At 62.2% G+C, this 21,112-nt stretch carries 21 protein-coding genes; 6 read left to right on the forward strand and 15 right to left on the reverse strand.

Translation table 11 applies throughout. The features are described 5' to 3' along the window. Positions 1-2: 2 nt before the first annotated feature. Together mupP and NLX68_RS20330 are read left to right on the forward strand one after the other, a co-directional pair. A complete protein-coding gene (gene mupP / locus NLX68_RS20325) occupies positions 3-674 on the forward strand; it encodes an N-acetylmuramic acid 6-phosphate phosphatase MupP (protein WP_100782138.1) in 672 nt (223 codons plus the stop codon). A gap of 122 nt (positions 675-796) precedes the next feature. Beyond that, positions 797-1,537: a YciK family oxidoreductase gene (locus NLX68_RS20330; protein ID WP_010224149.1), complete on the forward strand. Its 741-nt coding sequence runs from the start codon at positions 797-799 to the stop codon at positions 1,535-1,537. Positions 1,538-1,539: 2 nt separating this feature from the next. Here NLX68_RS20330 and NLX68_RS20335 read toward each other — a convergent pair whose 3' ends face one another. From NLX68_RS20335 to NLX68_RS20365, 7 genes are all read right to left on the reverse strand, one after another. Next, positions 1,540-2,334 (reverse strand): iron-containing redox enzyme family protein, encoded by a 795-nt coding sequence (locus NLX68_RS20335; protein WP_254285546.1) that lies wholly within the window; start codon positions 2,332-2,334, stop codon positions 1,540-1,542. A gap of 36 nt (positions 2,335-2,370) precedes the next feature. Next, complete coding sequence (locus tag NLX68_RS20340) at positions 2,371-4,827, reverse strand: EAL domain-containing protein (protein ID WP_254285547.1); 2,457 nt, start codon at positions 4,825-4,827, stop codon at positions 2,371-2,373. A gap of 105 nt (positions 4,828-4,932) precedes the next feature. Beyond that, the gene (locus tag NLX68_RS20345) at positions 4,933-6,765 is read right to left on the reverse strand and encodes an ABC transporter ATP-binding protein (protein ID WP_254285548.1); all 1,833 of its coding nucleotides are present in this window, start codon (positions 6,763-6,765) and stop codon (positions 4,933-4,935) included. Next, entirely contained in the window at positions 6,758-7,390 is a 633-nt protein-coding gene (locus tag NLX68_RS20350) for a DsbA family protein (RefSeq protein ID WP_254285549.1), read from the reverse strand. Before NLX68_RS20350 ends, NLX68_RS20345 begins: the two co-directional genes overlap by 8 nt. Positions 7,391-7,393: 3 nt before the next feature. Beyond that, positions 7,394-8,332 carry a rhodanese-related sulfurtransferase gene (locus NLX68_RS20355; protein ID WP_254285550.1) on the reverse strand — a complete coding sequence of 313 codons (939 nt, stop codon included), beginning with the start codon at positions 8,330-8,332 and terminating at the stop codon, positions 7,394-7,396. A gap of 109 nt (positions 8,333-8,441) precedes the next feature. After that, positions 8,442-8,741, reverse strand: coding sequence for a BolA family transcriptional regulator (locus NLX68_RS20360; protein WP_254285551.1), 300 nt, complete (start codon positions 8,739-8,741; stop codon positions 8,442-8,444). A 15-nt stretch (positions 8,742-8,756) separates the two neighbouring features. Next, positions 8,757-9,278 carry a DUF2059 domain-containing protein gene (locus NLX68_RS20365; RefSeq protein ID WP_254285552.1) on the reverse strand — a complete coding sequence of 174 codons (522 nt, stop codon included), beginning with the start codon at positions 9,276-9,278 and terminating at the stop codon, positions 8,757-8,759. 157 nt (positions 9,279-9,435) lie between these two features. On the opposite strand from NLX68_RS20365, the gene NLX68_RS20370 reads away from it, so the two are divergent. Continuing rightward, positions 9,436-10,830, forward strand: coding sequence for a class II fumarate hydratase (locus NLX68_RS20370; RefSeq protein WP_254285553.1), 1,395 nt, complete (start codon positions 9,436-9,438; stop codon positions 10,828-10,830). Between the two features lies 1 nt (position 10,831). Here the strand turns inward: NLX68_RS20370 and NLX68_RS20375 are convergent, their stop codons facing one another. Further along, positions 10,832-11,788 (reverse strand): DMT family transporter, encoded by a 957-nt coding sequence (locus tag NLX68_RS20375; RefSeq protein WP_254285554.1) that lies wholly within the window; start codon positions 11,786-11,788, stop codon positions 10,832-10,834. A gap of 209 nt (positions 11,789-11,997) precedes the next feature. Beyond that, on the reverse strand, positions 11,998-13,491 hold the full coding sequence (gene pap / locus NLX68_RS20380; RefSeq protein WP_254285555.1) for a polyphosphate:AMP phosphotransferase: 1,494 nt from the start codon (positions 13,489-13,491) through the stop codon (positions 11,998-12,000). 135 nt (positions 13,492-13,626) lie between these two features. On the opposite strand from pap, the gene mnmC reads away from it, so the two are divergent. Further along, on the forward strand, positions 13,627-15,642 hold the full coding sequence (gene mnmC / locus NLX68_RS20385; RefSeq protein ID WP_254285556.1) for a bifunctional tRNA (5-methylaminomethyl-2-thiouridine)(34)-methyltransferase MnmD/FAD-dependent 5-carboxymethylaminomethyl-2-thiouridine(34) oxidoreductase MnmC: 2,016 nt from the start codon (positions 13,627-13,629) through the stop codon (positions 15,640-15,642). Positions 15,643-15,773: 131 nt separating this feature from the next. After that, the gene (locus NLX68_RS20390; protein WP_010224164.1) at positions 15,774-16,001 is read left to right on the forward strand and encodes a YheU family protein; all 228 of its coding nucleotides are present in this window, start codon (positions 15,774-15,776) and stop codon (positions 15,999-16,001) included. Between the two features lies 1 nt (position 16,002). Here NLX68_RS20390 and csrA read toward each other — a convergent pair whose 3' ends face one another. From csrA to NLX68_RS20405, 3 genes are all read right to left on the reverse strand, one after another. Next, on the reverse strand, positions 16,003-16,191 hold the full coding sequence (gene csrA / locus NLX68_RS20395; RefSeq protein WP_010224165.1) for a carbon storage regulator CsrA: 189 nt from the start codon (positions 16,189-16,191) through the stop codon (positions 16,003-16,005). A gap of 135 nt (positions 16,192-16,326) precedes the next feature. Further along, positions 16,327-16,659: a YnfA family protein gene (locus tag NLX68_RS20400; RefSeq protein WP_254285557.1), complete on the reverse strand. Its 333-nt coding sequence runs from the start codon at positions 16,657-16,659 to the stop codon at positions 16,327-16,329. 53 nt (positions 16,660-16,712) lie between these two features. Continuing rightward, positions 16,713-17,528 carry an SDR family oxidoreductase gene (locus NLX68_RS20405; RefSeq protein ID WP_254285558.1) on the reverse strand — a complete coding sequence of 272 codons (816 nt, stop codon included), beginning with the start codon at positions 17,526-17,528 and terminating at the stop codon, positions 16,713-16,715. Between the two features lie 242 nt (positions 17,529-17,770). On the opposite strand from NLX68_RS20405, the gene NLX68_RS20410 reads away from it, so the two are divergent. After that, positions 17,771-17,923, forward strand: coding sequence for a DUF3309 family protein (locus NLX68_RS20410; RefSeq protein ID WP_116548768.1), 153 nt, complete (start codon positions 17,771-17,773; stop codon positions 17,921-17,923). A gap of 114 nt (positions 17,924-18,037) precedes the next feature. Here NLX68_RS20410 and NLX68_RS20415 read toward each other — a convergent pair whose 3' ends face one another. The 3 genes from NLX68_RS20415 to NLX68_RS20425 all read right to left on the reverse strand — a co-directional run bounded on the left by NLX68_RS20415 (position 18,038) and on the right by NLX68_RS20425 (position 21,045). Continuing rightward, the gene (locus tag NLX68_RS20415; RefSeq protein WP_254285559.1) at positions 18,038-19,696 is read right to left on the reverse strand and encodes a cation acetate symporter; all 1,659 of its coding nucleotides are present in this window, start codon (positions 19,694-19,696) and stop codon (positions 18,038-18,040) included. Beyond that, complete coding sequence (locus tag NLX68_RS20420; RefSeq protein ID WP_010224173.1) at positions 19,693-20,004, reverse strand: DUF485 domain-containing protein; 312 nt, start codon at positions 20,002-20,004, stop codon at positions 19,693-19,695. Before NLX68_RS20420 ends, NLX68_RS20415 begins: the two co-directional genes overlap by 4 nt. 192 nt (positions 20,005-20,196) lie before the next feature. Then, positions 20,197-21,045, reverse strand: coding sequence for a glycine betaine ABC transporter substrate-binding protein (locus NLX68_RS20425; RefSeq protein WP_010224175.1), 849 nt, complete (start codon positions 21,043-21,045; stop codon positions 20,197-20,199). Between the last annotated feature and the right edge of the window lie 67 nt (positions 21,046-21,112).

Genomic DNA, 21,112 nt, shown 5'->3' on the forward strand with positions numbered 1-21,112 from the left:
GCATGCGTTTGCGAGCGGTACTTTTCGACATGGACGGCACCCTGCTCGACACGGCGCCGGACTTCATCGCCATCTGCCAGGCCATGCTCGCCGAGCGCGGCCTGCCGGCCATCGACGACAAGAAAATCCGCGACGTGGTCTCGGGCGGCGCCAAGGCCATGGTCTCGGTGACCTTCGACCTCGACCCTGAAGCCGAAGGTTTCGAGGCCCTGCGCCTGGAGTTCCTCGAGCGTTACCAGCAGGGTTGCGCGGTGCACAGCAAGCTTTACGACGGCATGGCCGAACTGCTGGCCGACATCGAGAAAGGCAACCTGATCTGGGGTGTGGTCACCAACAAGCCGGTGCGCTTCGCCGAGCCGATCATGCAGCAACTGGGCCTGAGCGAACGGTCGGCGCTGTTGATCTGCCCGGACCACGTGAAGAACAGCAAGCCGGACCCCGAGCCGCTGATCCTCGCTTGCAAGACCCTCAACCTGGACCCGGCCAGCGTGCTGTTCGTCGGCGACGACCTGCGTGACATCGAGTCGGGCCGCGATGCCGGCACCCGCACTGCGGCAGTGCGCTACGGCTACATTCACCCAGATGACAACCCCAACAACTGGGGCGCGGATGTGGTGGTCGATCATCCGCTGGAGCTGCGCAAGGTGCTCGATAACGCGCTTTGCGGCTGCTGAACCTTCGTACTGGCAAGGCTTTGCCTTGCATCGCCGGCAAGGCCGGCTCCCACAGGTCACCACCAACCTTGTGGGAGCTGGCTTGCCAGCGATGAAGCCATCACCTACCTAGAGGTAACCCCATGTTCGATTACTCTGCCCGCCCCGACCTGCTCAAAGGCCGGACCATTCTGGTCACCGGTGCCGGTCGCGGTATCGGTGCGGCCGCGGCCAAGAGCTACGCCGCCCATGGCGCCACCGTCTTGCTGCTAGGCAAGACCGAAGCCAACCTGAGCCAGGTCTACGACGAGATCGAAGCGGCTGGCCACCCGAAACCCGCGGTCATTCCGTTCAACCTGGAAACCGCCCTGCCGCACCAGTACGACGAGTTGGCAGCGATGATCGAAGCCGAGTTCGGCCATATCGACGGCCTGCTGCACAACGCCTCGATCATCGGCCCGCGCACGCCGCTGGAGCAGCTCTCGGGCGACAACTTCATGCGCGTGATGCAGGTCAACGTCAATGCCATGTTCATGCTCACCAGCACCCTGCTGCCGCTGCTCAAGCTGTCGGCGGATGGCTCGGTGATCTTCACCTCCAGCAGCGTCGGGCGCAAAGGCCGAGCCTACTGGGGTGCCTATGGGGTGTCGAAGTTCGCCACCGAGGGCCTGATGCAGACCCTCGCCGACGAGCTTGAAGGGGTGGCGCCGGTGCGTGCCAACAGTGTCAACCCGGGCGCCACCCGTACCAGCATGCGCGCCCAGGCCTACCCTGCGGAAACCCCGGAAAACAATCCGCTGCCAGAGCAGATCATGCCGGTCTACCTGTACCTGATGGGCCCGGACAGCACCGGCATCAACGGCCAGGCCTTCAACGCCCAGTAAGCTCAGCCCTCGGCCAGCTCCGCCCGGGCCCGGGCGGGCTGCTGGCGCTGTTCCTGCTCGTGCTGCATGCAGCGCTCAAGGAACAGGAACATGTAGTCGTAGCTCTTGCAGACCGCCCGGCGCAGCTCGGTTTGCAGCGCCACCGACGGGTTGTTGCCGGCCAGGGTGCAGACGATCTCCAGGGCTTCCCACGGATGCGCATCGTCGTACTGGGCGTGCATCTTCAGCCATTTCATGGCGCGCTTGCGGCTTTCCTCCGGGAAGCCCTGGGCGTAGACGCCAGTCGAGCAAACCAGCGCCGACCACTCACCGGTTGCGCCTTCGATGGCGTAGTTGGTGGCGGCAATGGCAACCACCAGCGAATCGGTCGCGCACGTGTGCCAGCACCAGTCGCTGAGGGCATTGAGCTCGCTAGGGACTTGCTGCGCCTGCAGGTCGTCAAGGCTGACGCCATGGGCCTGGGCCCAGAACAGCCAGTAATCGGCATGGTTGAGTTCGACGCGGATGTTGCGCATCAGCCAGCGCCGCGCCATGTCTTCGCCGGGGTGGCGGGCGTACTGGGTCTTGGTGAGGTTCTTGGCCATGTACAGGGAGAACTGTTCGACCACCGGCCAGCCGCCAATCAGGTACTGGCGCATGGTCCGGCCACTGAGGCGACCATCACGCATACGTTGATAAAGCTCGTGCTCCACCACCCGACGCTTGCTCTCGCTGCAGTCCTTGATCAACTGCTGGGCCCAATACGGGTAACTGCTGGGGTCCATCAATGGACCAGTACGAATAAACGCGTCAATCACTGTCAGCTCCTTGTTCCTTGTGATTTTCGGTGGATCTCAGCGAAAGGTCCCCGGCGCCTTGAACAACAGGGGCCTTGCAGCAATCCGTTTGCGCTGCAAGCTGTCACAGGTGAACACCTGTGGCCGCTCGATCAGGTATCCCTGGGCGTAGTCGACGCCAATCTCCTGCAGGGCCTGCTCGATCAACGGGGTTTCGACAAACTCGGCGATGGTGCGCTTACCCATCACGTGACCAATGTGGTTGATCACCTCGACCATGGCCCGGTTGATCGGGTCATCGAGCATGTCCTTGACAAAACTTCCGTCGATTTTCAGGAAGTCTACAGGCAAATGCTTCAAATAGGCGAACGACGACATACCGGCGCAGAAGTCATCCAGCGAGAACCGGCAACCTAGCCCCTTGAGCTCGTTGATAAAGCGGATGGCACTGCCCAGGTTGGCGATAGCGCTGGTTTCAGTGATTTCGAAACAAATCATGTGCGGCGGAATGGCGAACTCGTCAAACAGCCGCTGCAGGTACTCAAGAAACTTGTCGTCACCGATACTGCTGCCCGACAGGTTGATCGCGCACATGGCCAATGGGCCGTCGCGCTGCTCGTCCAGGCACTGGCGGATGACCTTGAACACACTGCGCACCACCCAACGGTCCAGCGCGGTCATCAGGCCATAGCGCTCGGCGGCGGGAATGAAGCTGTCAGGGAGGATGATGCGGCCACTCTCGTCGTGCAGGCGCAGGAGGATCTCGATATGCCCGACACCTTCATGGGGCCCCAGGGCGGCAATTTCCTGGGCATAGAGGCAGAAGCGGTTCTCTTCCAGAGCCACGTGCAGGCGCTGGATCCAGGCCATCTCGCCAAAACGCATGGACAGCTCACTGTCGTCGGCGTGGTACACCTGCACGCGGTTGCGGCCCTTTTCCTTGGCCATGTAGCACGCCATGTCGGCTGCCCGCAGCGAGGCTTCCAGGGTGGTCGGCCCTTGGGCGATATGCACCAGCCCCAGGCTCACGGTGGTCATGAACGGCCGCCCCTTCCACACGAAGTGCAGGCTCTGCACCGCCTGGCGCAAGCTCTCGGCAATGCGTTCAGCCTGCTCCTGAGGGCAGTTCTCCAGCAGGATGCCGAACTCGTCGCCGCCCAGCCGCGCCAGGGTATCGCCTTCGCGCAGACCGGCCTGCAACACGGCGCAGATATGGCGCAGAAGCTCGTCCCCGGCAGCATGGCCACAGGTGTCGTTGACCAGCTTGAACTGGTCCAGGTCAAGGAACATCAAGGAATGGCGCGCCGGTTTGCGTGCCAGCGCATTGAGCGCCAGTTCCAGGCGGTATTCGAACTCGCGGCGATTGGCCAGGCCCGTCAGGGCATCGTGGGTCGCCTGCCAGGACAGGTTGGCGATGTACTGACGCTCCTGGGTCATGTCGTGAAGCACCAGGACGATGCCACTGACCTTGCCCTCAGCCATGATCGGCGCGCCCACCAGGGTGACCGACACGGTGCTGCCGTCCAGACGCTGGATCAGTTTGATGTGTTCGCTGCCGCCCTTGAGCCCACCCTCAAGCACGCGCTCGACCAGGGTCAGGCTGTCTTTTTCGGCATTCTCGTCCAGCAGGCTGAACAGCGCCGCCAGGGGCAAACCCTGGGCCTGGGCCGCATGCCAGTGGGTCAGCTGTTCGGCCGCGGGGTTCATGTAGGCGATACAGCCTTCGACATCGGTGGTGATGACGCCATCGCCGATTGATTCGAGGGTGATCTGCGCCCGCTCCTTCTCCACTTCCAGGGCATTGGCAAAGGCCTGGCGCTGGGCCAGCAGCTTGCTCGAGCGCATCCAGGCCAGAGCAATCAGGAACAACGCTGTGGCAAGGTTGGTGACCAGCAATACCCGCAGCAACATTCGCGAGCCTTCGCCCAGGGCGTCGCTGAAAGCCCGCGCGGCCGGGGTCACGGCATCGTTGATCGCAGCAATCTGCGCCTTCCAGCCCGCGACACTACGGGCATCGGCCCGGCCTGCACGAAAACCGCTGTGCATCTGCTCGGCCACTTCATCCAGCTCGCGCAGAAATCCATCACCGACCGCCCACAGCTCGATGGCCTTCTGCATATAGCTGACCTGGTGAAAGTTCAGGTACAGCCAGATCACACTGGAAACGTCGTCGGGATGGTTGCCGCCCTGGAGAATGCCACGGCGCGCGGCGTCGATATCCGGGCTCGGCAGGTCGAGGGCCACGCGCAGGTCATGGCCGCCCTGGGGCACGGCAATCGCCTTGCGATACTTTTTGAAAACCGCCTCGTCGCGGCTGTCAGCGTACAGGTTGAGGTAATAGATAGCGTCTTTCTGGCCCTTGGACCACAAGCTCTCCCCCGCCACATAACCACGCACTGCCGACAGCGCGTACAGGCTGATGCTCCCGAGCAAGGCCTGAAACAGCACAACAGCAACAAATGGCCAGATAATACCCAACAACTTTGGCGCTTCGAGAGTCCGTTTTCGCTTCATGAGGTCCCTTGCAACAGAGCCGGATGAATCTCACCTACAAAAGCACAGCCTAGGCTATTTGCCATTAATACTGGAGAGCTTTTCTCACTTGCACAGCAATTTGCCCTAACTCTGTTGCAAATGGCCGTACAGCTTGGCGTACAAGCCACCTTCGGCGATCAATTGCTGGTGATCGCCGTCCTCGGCGACATGGCCGCCGTCGAACACCAGCACCCGATCAGCCTGCTTCACCGCCGAGAGGCGGTGGGCAATGATCAGGGTGGTGCGGGCACTGAGAAAACGAGTCAGGGCCTGGTGCAGGTTGTATTCGGTGGCCGCATCCAGGGCCGAGGTGGCCTCGTCGAGGATCACCACCTTGGGCTCGGCCAGCACCATCCGCGCAATCGCCAGGCGCTGGCGCTGGCCGCCGGACAAGCGCACGCCAGAGCGGCCAACCACGCTGTCCAGGCCTTGCGGCAAGGCGGCAATGGTGGTGTCGAGCTGGGCGATGTTCAGCGCCTGCCAGCAGGCATCATCGCTGCAGTCGCGCCCCATGGTCAGGTTGGCGCGCACCGTGTCGTTGAACAGTGACGGGTGCTGCAGCACCACCGCCACATGCTCGCGCAGGGTTTCCAGGCCGATCTCCTGCAGGGTCGAGCCACCAAAGCGGATGGTCCCGGCCTGGGCGCTGTACAGGCCCAGCAGCAATTGCACCAGGGTGCTCTTGCCGCCGCCACTGGCACCGACGATGGCGACCTTCTCGCCCGGGGCGATCGACAGGTTGAGCTGATCGAGCACCGGCTCGTCGTTGTAGGCAAAGCGCAACCCCTGCACTTCGATGCCAACGGTGTCGCGCCCCTTGAACGGGTCGACGCCACCGGGATAATGCGGCTCGTCGGCACGCGCCAGCAGTTCGTTGAGCCGGCTCAGGGCGCCACCGGCGGCGTAATAGGCGTACTGCAGGTTCAGCAGTTGTTCGACCGGGCCGATCATGAACCACAGGTAGCTGAACACCGCCAGCATCTGCCCGATCGACAAATCGGAGAACAGCACCGTGAGCATCGCCGCGGCGCGGAAAATATCGATACCGAACTGGAACAGCAAGCCGCTGGCACGCCCGCTGGCATCGCTTTTCCATTGCGAGGCGACAGCGTAGTTGCGTACCTCCTGGGCGCGCAGGCCAAGGCGGCCGAGGAAATAGCCCTGACGGTTGCTGGCGCGGATTTCCTGGATCGCGTCGAGGGTTTCGGTCAGCGCCTGGGTGAAGCGCGAGGTACTGTCATTCTCAAGTTTTTTCAGGTGCTTGACCCGCTTGCCCAACTGCACCGTGGCAAAGATCACCAACGGGTTGAACAACAGGATCAGCAGCGCCAGCTTCCAGTGCATCCACATCAGGATGGCGGCGGTGCCGGTCAGGGTCAGCATGGCCACCAGGAAGCGACTGAGGGTTTCGCCGACAAACTTGTCGAGGGTATCGAGGTCGGTGACCAGGTGGGTGGTCACGGTACCGCTACCCAGGCTCTCGTATTCGCTGAGGGAGATGCGCTTGAGGCGCTCGATCAGACGAATACGCAAGCGGTAGACGATGTCCTTGGCCAGGCCCGCAAACAGCTTGGCCTGCACCACATTGAAGGCCAAGGCGGCGCAGCGCAGGGTCAGGGTGAACAGCAGCATCAGGCCGATGTAGCCAGCGGCAACCTGCCAGTTGCCGGGGAGGAACTGGTTCATCCACTTCAGCGCGGCATCGCCATGCCCCAGCAGCACTTCATCGACCAGCAACGGCAGCAGCAAGGGGATCGGCACACTGCACAGCGCTGCCAGCACGGCCACGCCATTGGCGATCCACAGGGCTTTTTTATGCCGCAGGGCCAGGCGGCGGATTTCTGTCCAGCTCAAGCGATCAGCATGCACAGGGCCTGGCCCTGGTACCGGGTCGGGTGAACCCGGCAGGTCAAGCACAGGCGGCCTGCTTCAGCCAGCGGCCGAGCAGCGGTTCGAGGGATTCGAGGGCCTGGTAGCCGTTGGTCAGCAAGGCCAGCTGGCCATTGCGTTCGGCCAGCAGGGTCGGGAAGCCGGCGATGCCCAGGTCCTGGACCCAGGTGAAGTCCGCCGCCGTGGCCGAGCGTTGTTCGGCACTGGTAAAGGCCTCGGCAAAGGCTGCGCGCTCGTAACCGGCCTGCTCGGCCAGTTCCACCAGCAAAGGCGCGCGGGTGACGTCTTCGCCACGCAGGTAGAACGCTTGCTGGATCAGCTTGAGCAACGTGCCGACATGCTGCGGGTCAAGGCTGCGCGCGGTGACCAGGGCCCGGCAGGCAGGCTCGGTGTCGTAGACAAAACCGTCAGGCAGCGCACCTTCGAACTGAAAGTCCTGCCCGGTGGCGTCGTGCACCGCCTGCCAGTGATCGAGGATGTAACCGCGCGTCGAGGCATCCAGCGCCCGGCTGCCGGAACGCAGGCCACCCAGCACGACCTGGGTCGGTACGCCTGCTGCCCGCGCCTGGGCGATCAGGGCCTCGGCGACAGGGGCAAAGCCCCAGCACCAGGAGCACATCGGGTCCATCACATAAAGCAGGCGTGCGGACATCAATCAGGCCTCGGCAGCTTTGCGGTAGTTGTGACCGATCGGGTGAGGCTGATTGCGCGCCTTGGCCAGCTCGATCTGCTTCTGCCGGTCAATGGCACTGCGTCGGGTCTTTTCGCTCAGGCTGTCCCAGCAATGCGGGCAACTGATGCCTGGCGAGAAGTGCTCGGACGCACGGTCTTCCACGCTGATCGGGGTGCGGCAGGCATGGCACTGGTCGTAATCGCCCTCGGTCAGGTCGTGACGCACGGTGACCCGGTTGTCGAACACGAAGCAGTCGCCCTGCCAGCGGCTTTGATCCTGTGGCACCTCTTCGAGGTATTTGAGGATCCCGCCTTTAAGATGATAGACCTCTTCAAAACCCTCGCCGAGCATATAGCTGGAGGCTTTCTCGCAGCGGATGCCGCCAGTGCAGAACATCGCCACTTTCTTGTGTTTGGCCGGGTCGAAGTTGGCCTTGATGTACTCGGGGAACTCGCGGAAGGTGGTGGTCTTGGGGTCGATCGCGCCGTCGAAGGTGCCGATCGCCACTTCGTAGTCGTTGCGGGTATCGATCAGCAGCACTTCAGGGTCGCTGATCAGCGCGTTCCAGTCCTGGGGCTCGACGTAGGTGCCGACCTTGTAGTTCGGGTCCACGCCCGGCACGCCGAGGGTGACGATCTCTTTCTTGAGCTTGACCTTGGTGCGGTAGAACGGCTGTTCGTCGCAGTAGGATTCCTTGTGGTCGATATCCACCAGGCGCGCATCGCTGCGCAGCCAGGCCAGCAGGCCGTCGATGCCTTCACGGGTACCGGAGACGGTGCCGTTGATACCTTCCTCGGCCAGCAACAAGGTGCCCTTGATGCCATTGGCCATCATGCTCTCGAGCAGCGGCTCGCGCAGCTCGACGTAATCTTTCAGGGTGACGAATTTGTACAGCGCCGCGACGACGATAGCTTGGGACATGCAGTAACTTCTCCAGGTGGTCGCCCTCGCAAAGGGCGGACCGGATGCCAAATAAAAACGCGCCGACAAGCGGCGCGTTGAGCATTCTAGCAAAAACCTGACGAGGAAATCAGTGCTTGCTGCCACCGGCACAGGTCGGCGAGGCCGGGGCGACGCCGATTTTCTGCCATTCCTGCGGTGTGTAGGTGTGCAGTGCCAGGGCATGGAACTGGCTCATCAGTTCACCGAGGGTGGCGTAGACCTTCTGGTGACGCTTGACACTGTTCAGGCCTTCGAACTGCTCGCTCACCAGCACCGCCTTGTAGTGGGTCTGCTGCCCACGGCTGTGCATGTGGCTTTCATCGAGCACCTCAAGGTGCTGGGGTGCCAGCACCTGCAGGCTCTGCTCGATTTTTTGCTGCATGGTCATGTCAGGCTCCGCTCGTTACTTCTTGGTCGGCGCGGCCTTGCCGGCGTTCGGATCGAGTTCATTGGTCATGTCAGCCAGCAGCTTGTTGACCACCGGTACCGCGCTTTCCAGTTTCTGCTGGGTCAGCTGGGCCGATTGCTGGGTCACCTGCGGCATCTTTTCCAGGACTTTCTTGCCCAGCGGCGACTGGTAGAACGCTACCAGGTCCTTGAGTTCGCTTTCGGTGAAGGTGCTGGTGTAGAGCTTGACCATGTCCGGCTTGAGCTTGTTCCAGCCAATGGCCTGGTCCAGGGCGGCGTTGGCTTTGGCCTGGTAGCTATCGAGCACGGACTTCTTCGAGGCGGGTGCCTTGGTCTGCTCGAAACGCTGGGCAAACATCTGCTGCACCTGCATGTAGACCGGAGTACCGAGCTTGTCGGCATGCGCCATCATGAGGAATTTTTCAGCACTGGCGTTGTGGCTGGCGGTATCTGCAAGCACCTGGCCGCTGGCGCAGACCAGCGCTACAGCAGTGCAGAGGGCGCGAAGACGGGTCATCGGAATTCCTTCAAGTAGACAGAGGAGGTAGTACCCCAGAGTAGAGCATTCTGCGCCGACAGTGGCACAGTGCTCAAGTGGATCGACGCGCGATGGAACCGCGATGTCGAATAAGGACCTAAACTGCGAATTCAGACCACAAGGGAGTGAGCGCAGCATGAGCCGTATCGAAACTGACAGCCTGGGGCAGGTCGAAGTTCCTGACCAGGCCTACTGGGGTGCCCAGACGCAACGCTCGCTGATCAATTTTGCCATCGGCAAGGAGCGCATGCCGCTGGCGGTCTTGCATGCCCTGGCACTGATCAAAAAAGCCGCAGCACGGGTCAACAACCGCAACGGAGACCTTCCGGCGGACATCGCCCGGCTGATCGAACAGGCCGCCGACGAGGTGCTCGACGGCCAGTTGGATGACCAGTTTCCACTCGTCGTCTGGCAGACCGGCAGTGGCACCCAGAGCAACATGAACGTCAACGAAGTGATAGCCGGTCGGGCCAACGAACTGGCGGGCAAGGGCCGAGGCGGCAAAGCGCCAGTCCACCCCAACGATCACGTCAACCGTTCGCAGAGCTCCAACGACTGCTTCCCCACCGCCATGCACATCGCCGCCGCCCAGGCGGTGCAGCACAAGCTGCTGCCAGCGATTGGCGAATTGTCGTCGGGGCTGGCGGAACTGGCAGCGCGCCATCAGCATCTGGTGAAGACCGGCCGTACCCACATGATGGACGCCACGCCGATCACCTTCGGCCAGGAACTCTCGGCCTATGTCGCCCAGCTCGATTACGCCCAACGCGCCATTCGCTCGGCCCTGCCAGCGGTGTGCGAGCTGGCCCAGGGCGGCACTGCCGTGGGCACCGGGCTGAATGCCCCGCACGGGTTTGCCGAAGCCATTGCCGCCGAGCTTGCCGCCCTTTGCGGCCTGCCTTTTGTTACCGCGCCGAACAAGTTCGCCGCCCTGGCCGGCCATGAACCGTTGACCACCCTCGCCGGCGGCCTGAAAACCCTCGCCGTGGCGCTGATGAAGCTGGCCAACGACCTGCGCCTGCTCGGCTCCGGCCCGCGCGGCGGCATTGCCGAAGTGCGCCTGCCGGCCAACGAGCCGGGCAGCTCGATCATGCCCGGCAAGGTCAACCCGACCCAATGCGAGGCCCTGTCGATGCTGGTCTGCCAGGTATTGGGCAATGACACCGCGATCGGCTTTGCCGCAAGCCAAGGGCACTTGCAGTTGAACGTGTTCAAGCCGGTGATCATCCACAACCTGCTGCAGTCCATCGACCTGCTGGCTGACGGTTGCAGCAACTTCCAGCAGCACTGCATTGCCGGTATCGAACCGGATACCGAACAGATGGCCGCGCACCTGGAGCGCGGGCTGATGCTGGTGACCGCGCTCAACCCGCACATCGGCTACGACAAGGCGGCGGAAATCGCCAAGAAGGCCTACAGCGAAGGCACCACCCTGCGCGCGGCGGCGCTGACCCTGGGCTACCTGACCAACGAGCAGTTCGACCAGTGGGTACGCCCGGAAAGAATGCTCGAACCGGGCGACAAAGGCTGAGTCACCGGGCCAGGCGTACGCGCCTGGCCCGCCAGCCGGCCATGATCGACGGGCCCAGGGCGGTCAGTGCCGAGCCCAGCACCACCACCAGCGCACCGATGTAGCCCAGCGTGTTGATCTGCTCGGCGTGCACGTAATCGGGCCAGAACCAGGCCGCCAGGGCCACGGCGACGAAGGTGATCAACGGCGTAATCGCCAGGGTCGCGCTGACCTTGGAGGCTTCCCAGTGCGCCAGGGCTTCGGCAAAGGCGCCATAGGCCACCAGGGTGTTCAGGCAGCAAGCGAGCAACAGCCAGCCTTGCAGCGGGCTCAATTGCAGGGCTTCGAGCGGATGCACCCAGGGCGTCAGCAGCGCCGCACAGCACAGGTAGATCACCATCATCACCTGCAGTGAATTCCACACCGTCAGCAGTTGCTTCTGGCTCAGGGCATAGAACACCCAGATGGTGGTCGCCAGCAGAATGGTCAGCACACCGGTGGTATAGACACTCAAGGAGCTCAACAGCTCATCCAGGCGCTGATTGAAAAACAGGCCAAAGCCCACCAGCAGGATCGCCAGGCCCATGCCCTGCCCCAGGCTGAATCGCTCCTTGAACAGGAACACACTGGCCACCAGCAACAGCACCGGCCCCATCTGCACCACCAGTTGCGCAGTGCCGGGGCTGAGCAATTTGAGCCCGACCAGGTACAGGACATAGTTGCCGACCAGGCCGCAGGTGGCCAGCAACACCAGGCCCCAGCCCTTGCGCCCGAGGTTGTTGAACGAGGGCAGGCGCTTGCTCGCCGCCAGCCAGGCCAGCAGCAGACCACCGGAAACCAGCAGGCGAAACCAGGTCACGGTGATCGGGTCCATCACCTGCAGCACCTGTTTGAGCTTGATCGGCAGGATGCCCCAGAGCACGGCGGTCAGTAGCGACAAGGACAGACCGTAAACCCAGCGTCCGGAAGAAATATGCATAACCAGCCTCGATAGCCCTGTGGTGGGGGGAAACCGGATTCTACGGGGTGGGCTGATGGGGAGACAGGCGCGATTGTGGAAAAGAATTCAGTACTTCATTCCCTGAGTTCCTGCTGGGGCCGCTACGCGCCCCATCGCCGGCAAGGCCGGCTCCCACAAGGCCAGGTTTGCACCATTTCTGTGGGAGCTGGCTTGCCAGCGATGAGGTCCTATTTCTTGTCCTTCTTGAACGCCGCCTCCAACGCCTCATTGATGGTGCGCAAAACCTTGACCCGCGCCCAGCGCTTGTCATTGGCCTCGACCAGGGTCCAGGGCGCGATCTCGGTGCTGGTGCGATCAACCATGTCGCCCACCGCCTTCGCGTACTGCCCCCATTTATCGCGGTTGCGCCAGTCTTCCTCGGTGATCTTGAAGCGCTTGAACGGGATCTGCTCCCGTTCCTGGAAGCGCTCGAGCTGGGTCTGCTCGTCAATCGACAGCCAGAACTTGACCAGCACGACCCCGGCATTGCTCAGTTGTTCTTCAAAGTCGTTGATCTCGCCATAGGCGCGCATCCAGTCAGCCTGGCTGCAAAAGCCTTCGACCCGCTCGACCAGCACCCGGCCATACCAGGAGCGATCGAACACGGTGAACTTGCCGCGCGCCGGAATGTGCCGCCAGAAGCGCCATAAATAAGGCTGCTCGCGCTCTTCGTCGGTGGGCGCGGCAATCGGTATGATGCGGTACTGACGCGGGTCGAGCGCCGCCGCCACTCGGCGGATGGCACCGCCCTTGCCCGCCGCATCATTGCCCTCGAAGACCGCGATCAGCGCATGCCGGCGCATGCGTTTGTCACGCAGCAAACCGGCCAGGCGCGCTTGCTCGGTGATCAACTGCTCCTGGTAGTCGTCCTTGTCCAGGCGCAGGCTCAGGTCGAGGCTGCCAAGCAGGCTCCGCTGGTCGATGCTTTCGCCCAGCGGGGCGATGTTGGCCTGGTGGATCGGTGCGTGATTGGCCTTGAGCGCCGCCTGCAGCCCTTCGAGCAGAATCTTGCCCACGGCCAGGCTGCGGTAATGCGGATCGACGCCTTCGATCACGTGCCAGGGCGCGTAGTCACGGCTGGTTTGCCGCAGCACCCGCTCACCAAAGCGCACGAAACGGTCGTAGGTCTCCGACTGCTGCCAGTCCAGCGGGCTGATCCGCCAGCTGTGCAGCGGGTCGTCATTGAGCGCCTTGAGCCGGGCCTTCATCTGCTTCTTGGACAGGTGGAACCAGAACTTGAAGATCAGCGCGCCTTCATCGCAGAGCATCTCCTCCAAGCGCTCGGCGCCACGAATGGCCTGGTCGAGCACGGCATCCTTGAACTGGCCATGCACCCGCCCCTGGAGCATCTGGCTATACCAGTTGCCAAAAAACACGCCCATCCGCCCCTTGGCCGGCAGTGCCCGCCAATAGCGCCAGGCCGGTGGCCGGGCGAGTTCTTCGTCGGTTTGCTGGTCGAAGGTGCGCACCTCGATCAAGCGCGGGTCCATCCATTCGTTGAGCAGCTTGACCGTCTCGCCCTTGCCGGCGCCTTCGATGCCGTTGATCAGCACCAACACCGGAAAACGTGCCTGCTGCTTGAGTTCGAACTGGGCTTCAAGCAGCGCTTCACGCAGTGCCGGAACCTCGGCTTCATAGGTGTCTTTGTCGATGGCGTGACCAATTTCAGCGGATTCGAACATACCAGGCTCCCTACATGGATAAGCAAGACTAGCGGATTGTCGAAACCTTTGTCGGTACAAAACAAAGCCTGCCGCAGGTCAAACAGCCTGGCGCCGATCAGCTAAAATGGCCCTCTTGCCAACGCTGAGCCGAACATGACCGAAGTAACCCAATACGCCCAGATCGACTGGGATGACCAAGGCCGACCGCACTCGCGCCAATACGACGACATCTATTTCTCCAAGGAGCAGAGCCTGGAGGAAACCCGTCATGTGTTCATCGACCAGAACGACCTGCGCCGGCGTTTCACTGCGCTGCAGCCGGGCCAGTGCCTGGTGATCGGTGAAACCGGCTTCGGTACCGGCTTGAACTTCTTCTGCGCCTGGCAGCTGTTTGCCGAGTGCGCCCCGCGTGATGCGCGGCTGCATTTCATCAGCGTCGAAAAATACCCCCTGACCCGCGCCGACCTCGGCCGCGCCCTGGCTCTGTGGCCGCAGCTGGCGCCGTTCAGCAGCCAGTTGCTGGCTCAATACGTGGCGGTGCACCAAGGCTTCCAGCCGTTTGTGTTCGAGCAGGGCCGGGTGCGCCTGACCCTGATGATCGGTGACGTGCTGGAGCAATTGCCGCAGCTCGATGCCCAGGTCGACGCCTGGTTCCTCGACGGTTTTGCCCCGGCCAAGAACCCGGAAATGTGGACCCCGGAACTGTTCGCCCAGATCAGCCGGCTGTCATCGCCCACTGCCACCCTCGGCACCTTCACCAGCACTGGCTGGGTGCGCCGGGGCCTGATCGCCGTGGGCTTTACCATGAAGCGCATTCCCGGCATCGGCAAGAAATGGGAAATCCTGCGCGGTACCTTCAACGGCCGGCCAGCCGAGCAGCCACTGCCGCCCGCCAGCGCGCCGTGGTTTGCCCGCCCGCCGGCATTGCCAGGGCCGCGCCAGGCGCTGGTGATCGGCGCCGGCCTGGCCGGTTGCGCCAGCGCCGCCAGCCTTGCCGCCCGCGGTTGGCAGGTGAAGGTGCTGGAGCGCCATGCGACGCCGGCGGCGGAAGCCTCGGGCAACCCGCAAGGGGTGCTGTACCTGAAGTTGTCCGCTCACGGCACGGCCTTGTCGCGCTTGATCCTCAGCGGTTTCGGCTACACAAGGCGGCTGCTCGAACGCCTGCAGCGCGGGCAGGATTGGGATGGCTGCGGGGTGCTGCAACTGGCGTTCGACGCCAAGGAAGAGCAACGCCAGCAGCAACTGGCCGAGGCCTTCAACCCGCAACTGCTGCAACGCCTGGACCGCGAGCAGGCCGAACAGCTGGCCGGGGTTGCCCTGGGCAGTGGCGGGCTGTTCTACCCCGAAGGCGGCTGGGTGCATCCGCCGGCGCTGTGCCAGGCCCAGTTGCAACACCCGAACATCACCCTGCTGCCCCATCATCAGGTGCTGCAACTGCGCAAGGTCGATGGCCTGTGGCAAGCCTGGGAAAGTGAAAAGCTGCTGGCCTGCGCACCGCTGGTGGTACTCGCCACCGCCGCCGAGATCCACAGCTTCGAGCCTTGCGCCGGGCTGCCGCTCAAGCGGATTCGTGGCCAGATCACCCGCCTGCCGGTTACTGCACAGAGCCAGGCCTTGAACACCGTGGTCTGTGCCGACGGCTACGTGGCACCACCGCGCAATGGCGAGCACACCCTCGGCGCCAGCTTCGATTTCCACAGCACCGACCTGACGCCCACCACTGGCGAGCATGTCGGCAACCTCGGCTTGCTCGAAGCGATCTCCAGCGACCTGGCCCAGCGCCTGGGCGCCCATGACCTCGACCCGCACACGTTGCAGGGCCGCGCCGCGTTTCGCTGCACCAGCCCCGACTACCTGCCGATTGTCGGCCCGCTGGCCGACCAGGCGCAGTTCAACGAGGTTTACGCCGTGCTGGCCCAGGATGCCCGGCAGATCCCCGACAGCCCCTGCCCCTGGCTCGAAGGCCTGTTCATCAACAGCGGCCATGGCTCGCGCGGGCTGATCACCGCACCACTTTCTGGCGAATTGATCGCCGCCTGGGCCGACAACGCACCGCTGCCAGTGCCTCGCGCCGTCGCCGAAGCGTGCCACCCGAATCGCTTCATGTTGCGTGAATTGGTCAGAAGTAAAAATGCAGCGGCCAGCGGCAAGCCACACGCTAAAAGCTGACTGGCCCGGCTCTGTCTTAAGGACTTGTGTGCGGATTGGACAGCCTGGTCGGCAACAAACATTAGCGCCTACACAGCCAGGACAGGTTTCGCGTAGCATGGCGATACCTTTTCGCCAGACCTGCCCTGTTCATGCTGATTCCCTACGACCAACTGGAAGCCGAAACCCTCACCCGCCTGATCGAGGATTTCGTCACCCGCGACGGCACCGACAACGGTGACGACACGCCGCTGGAAACCCGCGTGCTGCGGGTACGCCAGGCGCTGGCAAAAAAACAGGCATTCATCCTGTTTGATCTCGACAGCCAGCAATGCCAGCTGCTGGCCAAGCACGACGTGCCCAGGGAACTGCTCGACTGATTCAGCCGGCCACCGCCTGCTTGGCCAACTGCTCGACAATGCGCTTGTAGATCTCTGCCCGGTGCACCTCGACGTGCCGGGGGGCACTGATGCCAAAGCGCACCGTGTTGCCGTCCACCGACAACACCTTGATCTTGATGTGATCGTCAATGGCGATGATTTCGCCTATTTCGCGGCCTATTACCAACATGCTCCGATCCTCCACAAATCAGGAAGTTCGGAGACTGCACGGGGTGCCGGACGCCTTCAATGCTCTGACAACTAATTAGACAGATCCCACCTAAGTAGGCGACTTTGCCTACAGATTCTTGTTGTTTTCGACCCTTCAGCCAGTCTGCAGACGTGGTCCGAGCACGATGATGCTGGCACCCAGCACGCACAGCAGCGCGCCGATCCAGTCACTGCCCAGTGGCCGGGCTCGCTCGACCAGCGCCAGCCAGAGCAACGATGTGACAATGTAGATACCGCCATAGGCGGCATAGGCGCGCCCGGCGTAAGCGGCCTCGACCCGGGTGAGGATCAGGGCGAACAGGGACAGGCTGAGCAGGGCCGGGGCAATCCACCAAGCGCTCTTGCCCAGGCGCAGCCACAGGTAGATGGCATAACAACCGGCGATCTCGAAGACCGCCGCGAGAAAAAACCACAGGTAATTGATCACACCAGGTACTCAAGGCTGTTCAAGGGATGGCCAAGAATACCTGATGCCAACGCTCAAGCCTGGGACGGTCGGGCCTTGGCGCGCATTTTCTCGGCCATGCTGGCCATTTCGTCGTAGAGCAGCTGCGGGGTGCGCTGCTTGAGCTTCCAGGCTTCACGGCCCTGTTCATGGGGCAGAATCAGGAACTCGCCGGCGGCCACTCGCTGGTGGATGTAGTCGGCGATATCGGCGGCGCTGATCGGCGAGCTTTCCAGCAGCTTGCCGACCTGGGCCTTCATCGCCGGGGTCGGGCCGCGGAACGAGTCGAGCAGGTTGGTCTGGAAGAACGACGGGCACACCACGTGCACCGCCACTTCCTGCTGGCGCAACTCGATCAGCAGGCTTTCCGACAGGGCCAGCACCCCGGCCTTGGCGACGTTGTAGTTGCTCATCGCCGGGCCCTGCATCAAGGCTGCCATCGAAGCGATGTTGATGATCTTGCCCTTGCTGCGCTCCAGCAGCGGCAGGAAGGCCTTGCAGCCCTTGACCACGCCCATCAGGTTGATCGCGATCTGCCAGTCCCAGTCTTCCAGCGACAGCTCGGCGAAAAAGCCGCCAGAGGCCACCCCGGCGTTGTTGACGATCACATCGATGCCACCGAGCTTTTCTTCACAGGACTGGGCCAGGGCGGTCAACTGACAGTAGTCGCGCACATCGCAGCGCTGCACAAAGCCGTCAGCGCCGGTTTCGCGTACCAGCGCCAGGGTTTCCTTGAGGCCGGCCTCGTTGACATCGGCCAGGGCCAATTGCCAACCCTCGCGCGCCCAGCGCAAGGCAATTTCGCGCCCAAGCCCCGAGCCGGCACCGGTGATCATCATGCGCTTTTGCATAGCAGGCAGCCTTGTACTGTTCTGGAAAGTTCAGGCCAGTGTAGCGAAGGCAAGGCCGCCAACCACGCTGTATCAGGATGCTGAATGGCCGGGGCAAACAGTGGTGAAAGTGGCGAGTAGCGATGCGATAAAACTTTTAGCCACTGGCAGCAGTCGGAATTAACAGACGGGCATGAAACACATGACCGAAGCGCTGGAATGCACCGTAACGCCTACTTCTCACCTCAAACAAGGATACTGCCATGGGCACCCTACTTATCATCATCCTGATTCTGCTGTTGATCGGTGGCTTACCTGTCTTTCCGCACTCCAGAAGTTGGGGCTATGGGCCGTCCGGCATCATCGGTACCGTGCTGATCATCCTGTTGATCCTGTTGTTGCTTGGCAAGATATAGAAAAGCTGCAAGCCATAAGCGGCAAGCCGCAAGTCAAAGCAGTACGCGTACGGCTTCAACTTGCGGCTTGTGGCTTGCAGCTGGAAAGGCAGCCAAAGGCTGCCTTTTGCCTACTTAGTGAGACACCGCACCGCTGGCACCCAGGCCAGTCTGCGAGCGCACGAACTGCGGGAAGAACAGCGCACGTTCATCATCGGCGGCCTTGGACTTGTCGGTGATCGAGAAGAACCAGATACCGGTAAAGGCAATGAGCATCGAGAACAGCGCCGGGTACTCGTACGGGTAGATCGCCTTCTCGTGACCGAGGATCTGCACCCAGATGGTCGGGCCGAGGATCATCAGCGCCACGGCACTGATCAGGCCCATCCAGCCACCAATCATGGCGCCACGGGTGGTCAGTTTCTTCCAGTACATCGACAGCAGCAGTACCGGGAAGTTACAGCTGGCGGCGATGGAGAATGCCAGGCCGACCATGAAGGCAATGTTCTGGCTTTCGAACAGGATGCCCAGGCCGATCGCCAGCACTGCGAGGGCGATGGTGGTGATCTTCGAGACGCGGATTTCATCCTTCTCGTTGGCCTTGCCCTTCTTGATCACGCTGGCATACAAGTCGTGGGACACCGCCGAAGCACCGGCCAGGGTCAGGCCGGCAACCACTGCCAGGATGGTGGCGAAGGCCACTGCCGAGATGAAGCCGAGGAACACGCTGCCACCTACCGCGTTGGCCAGGTGTACCGCTGCCATGTTGTTGCCGCCGATCAGGGCGCCAGCGACGTCCTTGAATTGCGGGTTGGTGCTGACCAGCAGGATCGCGCCGAAGCCGATGATGAAGGTCAGGATGTAGAAGTAGCCGATGAAACCCGTGGCGTACAGCACGCTCTTGCGCGCTTCCTTGGCATCGCTGACGGTGAAGAAGCGCATCAGGATGTGCGGCAGGCCGGCGGTACCGAACATCAGTGCCAGGCCGAGGGAGAACGCCGAAATCGGATCCTTGACCAAGCCGCCCGGGCTCATGATCGCTTCACCTTTGGGGTGAACCTTGATCGCCTCGGAGAACAGTGCGTTGAAGTCGAAGTTGACGTGCTTCATCACCATCAGCGCCATGAAGCTGGCACCGGAGAGCAGCAACACGGCCTTGATGATCTGCACCCAGGTAGTCGCGAGCATGCCGCCGAACAGCACGTACATGCACATCAGGATGCCGACCAGAATCACCGCAACGTGGTAGTCGAGGCCGAACAACAGCTGGATCAGCTTGCCGGCGCCAACCATCTGCGCGATCAGGTAGAAGGCCACCACCACCAGCGAACCGGAGGCCGACAGGGTGCGGATTTCCTTCTGCCCGAGACGGTACGAAGCGACGTCGGCAAAGGTGTACTTGCCCAGGTTGCGCAGGCGTTCGGCGATCAGGAAGAGGATGATCGGCCAGCCGACCAGAAAGCCGATCGAGTAGATCAGGCCATCGTAGCCAGAGGTGAACACCAGGGCGGAAATACCCAGGAAAGAGGCTGCCGACATGTAGTCGCCGGCAATCGCCAGACCGTTCTGAAAGCCGGTGATGCGTCCACCGGCGGCGTAGTAGTCGGAAGCGGACTTGTTACGTTTGGATGCCCAGTAGGTGATGCACAGGGTGGCACCGACGAAGGCGACGAACATGACGATCGCCGACACGTTCAACGGTTGTTTCTGCACCGCGCCGGTGAGGGCGTCAGCGGCCCAGACGGCGGGTGCAAAAACGCCAAAGGCCAGGGTTGCCAGTAGACGCCGGATCATTGCTGAGCCTCCTTGAGGATCGCCTTGTTCATCTCGTCGAACTCGCCGTTGGCGCGACGCACGTAGATGGCCGTGAGGATGAAGGCCGAGACGATCAGACCGACACCGAGGGGAATACCCCAGGTGATCGACGAGTCAGGGCTGAGCTTGGCACCCAATACATGCGGGCCATAGGCAATCAACAGGATGAAGGCGGAATAGAGACCGAGCATGATCGCCGAGAGAATCCAGGCGAAGCGTTCGCGTTTTGAAACCAGCTCCTTGAACCGCGGGCTGTTTTGTATCGAGAGGTAAATGCTGTCGTTCATTGTTTTTGTCCTCGCAGCACAGATTAGGTAGAACCCACTCCACTTTATGCTGCCTTCGGACGCACTCCAGACGACCTTAGTCTTAGATGCAAAACTCTTTTACCGAATCGGTAACAGCCTGAAACGACAAGGGCCGCGACAGCGTTTTCGCTGCCGCGGCCCTGGAAGGTGCCAGATAGAAGCCTTAGGCCATTATTTGCCGGTCCACTGTGCTACGCGCTCCGGGTGCTTGGCTACCCAGTCCTTGGCTGCGGCCTCGGGTTTAGCGCCCTCTTGAATGGCCAACATGACCTCGCCGATTTCATCCTTGGACTGCCACTGGAAGTTTTTCAGGAATGCCGCCACTTCCGGGGCTTTCTTGTCCAGTTCCTTGCTGCCGATGCTATTGACGGTTTCGGCGGCGCCATACACGCCTTTGGGGTCTTCGAGGAACTTGAGCTTCCACTTGGCGAACATCCAGTGCGGTACCCAGCCGGTCACCGCGATCGATTGCTGCTTGGCATAGGCGCGGCCCAGCTCTGCGGTCATCGCCGCGCCGGAGCTGGCCTGGAGTTTGTAGCCGCTCAGGTCATAGTCCTTGATCGCCTGGTCGGTCTTGAGCATCACGCCGGAACCTGCGTCGATGCCGACGATTTTCTTCTTGAAGCTGTCATCGGCCTTGAGGTCGGCCAGGGAGTTGGCCTTGACGTACTCGGGGACGATCAGGCCGATCTTGGCATCCTTGAAGTTGGGGCCGTAGTCGACCACGTTGTCCTTGTTCTTGGTCCAGTATTCACCATGGGTTACCGGCAGCCAGGCCGAGAGCATGGCGTCGAGCTTGCCGGTGGCCACCCCCTGCCACATGATGCCGGTGGCCACGGCCTGCAGTTTGACGTCATAGCCGAGTTTCTGCCTGATGACTTCGGCGGCGACGTTAGTGGTCGCCACACTGTCGGACCAGCCATCGACATAGCCGATGCTCACTTCCTTGGCCAGCGCTTGCCCCGCGCCAATGGCCATTACCAGGGCGGTGCCCACCCCCAGGAGTCGTCGCATTTTCATCCAAGCATCCCCTCGTCACGTCACGGAAGCTGCATCATCAACCGCGCATGGTTGCTGACCTGCTCTG

The sequence above is a fragment of the Pseudomonas sp. SBB6 genome (genome assembly GCF_024213215.1).
In the GTDB taxonomy this organism is placed as follows: Bacteria; Pseudomonadota; Gammaproteobacteria; order Pseudomonadales; family Pseudomonadaceae; genus Aquipseudomonas; species Aquipseudomonas donghuensis.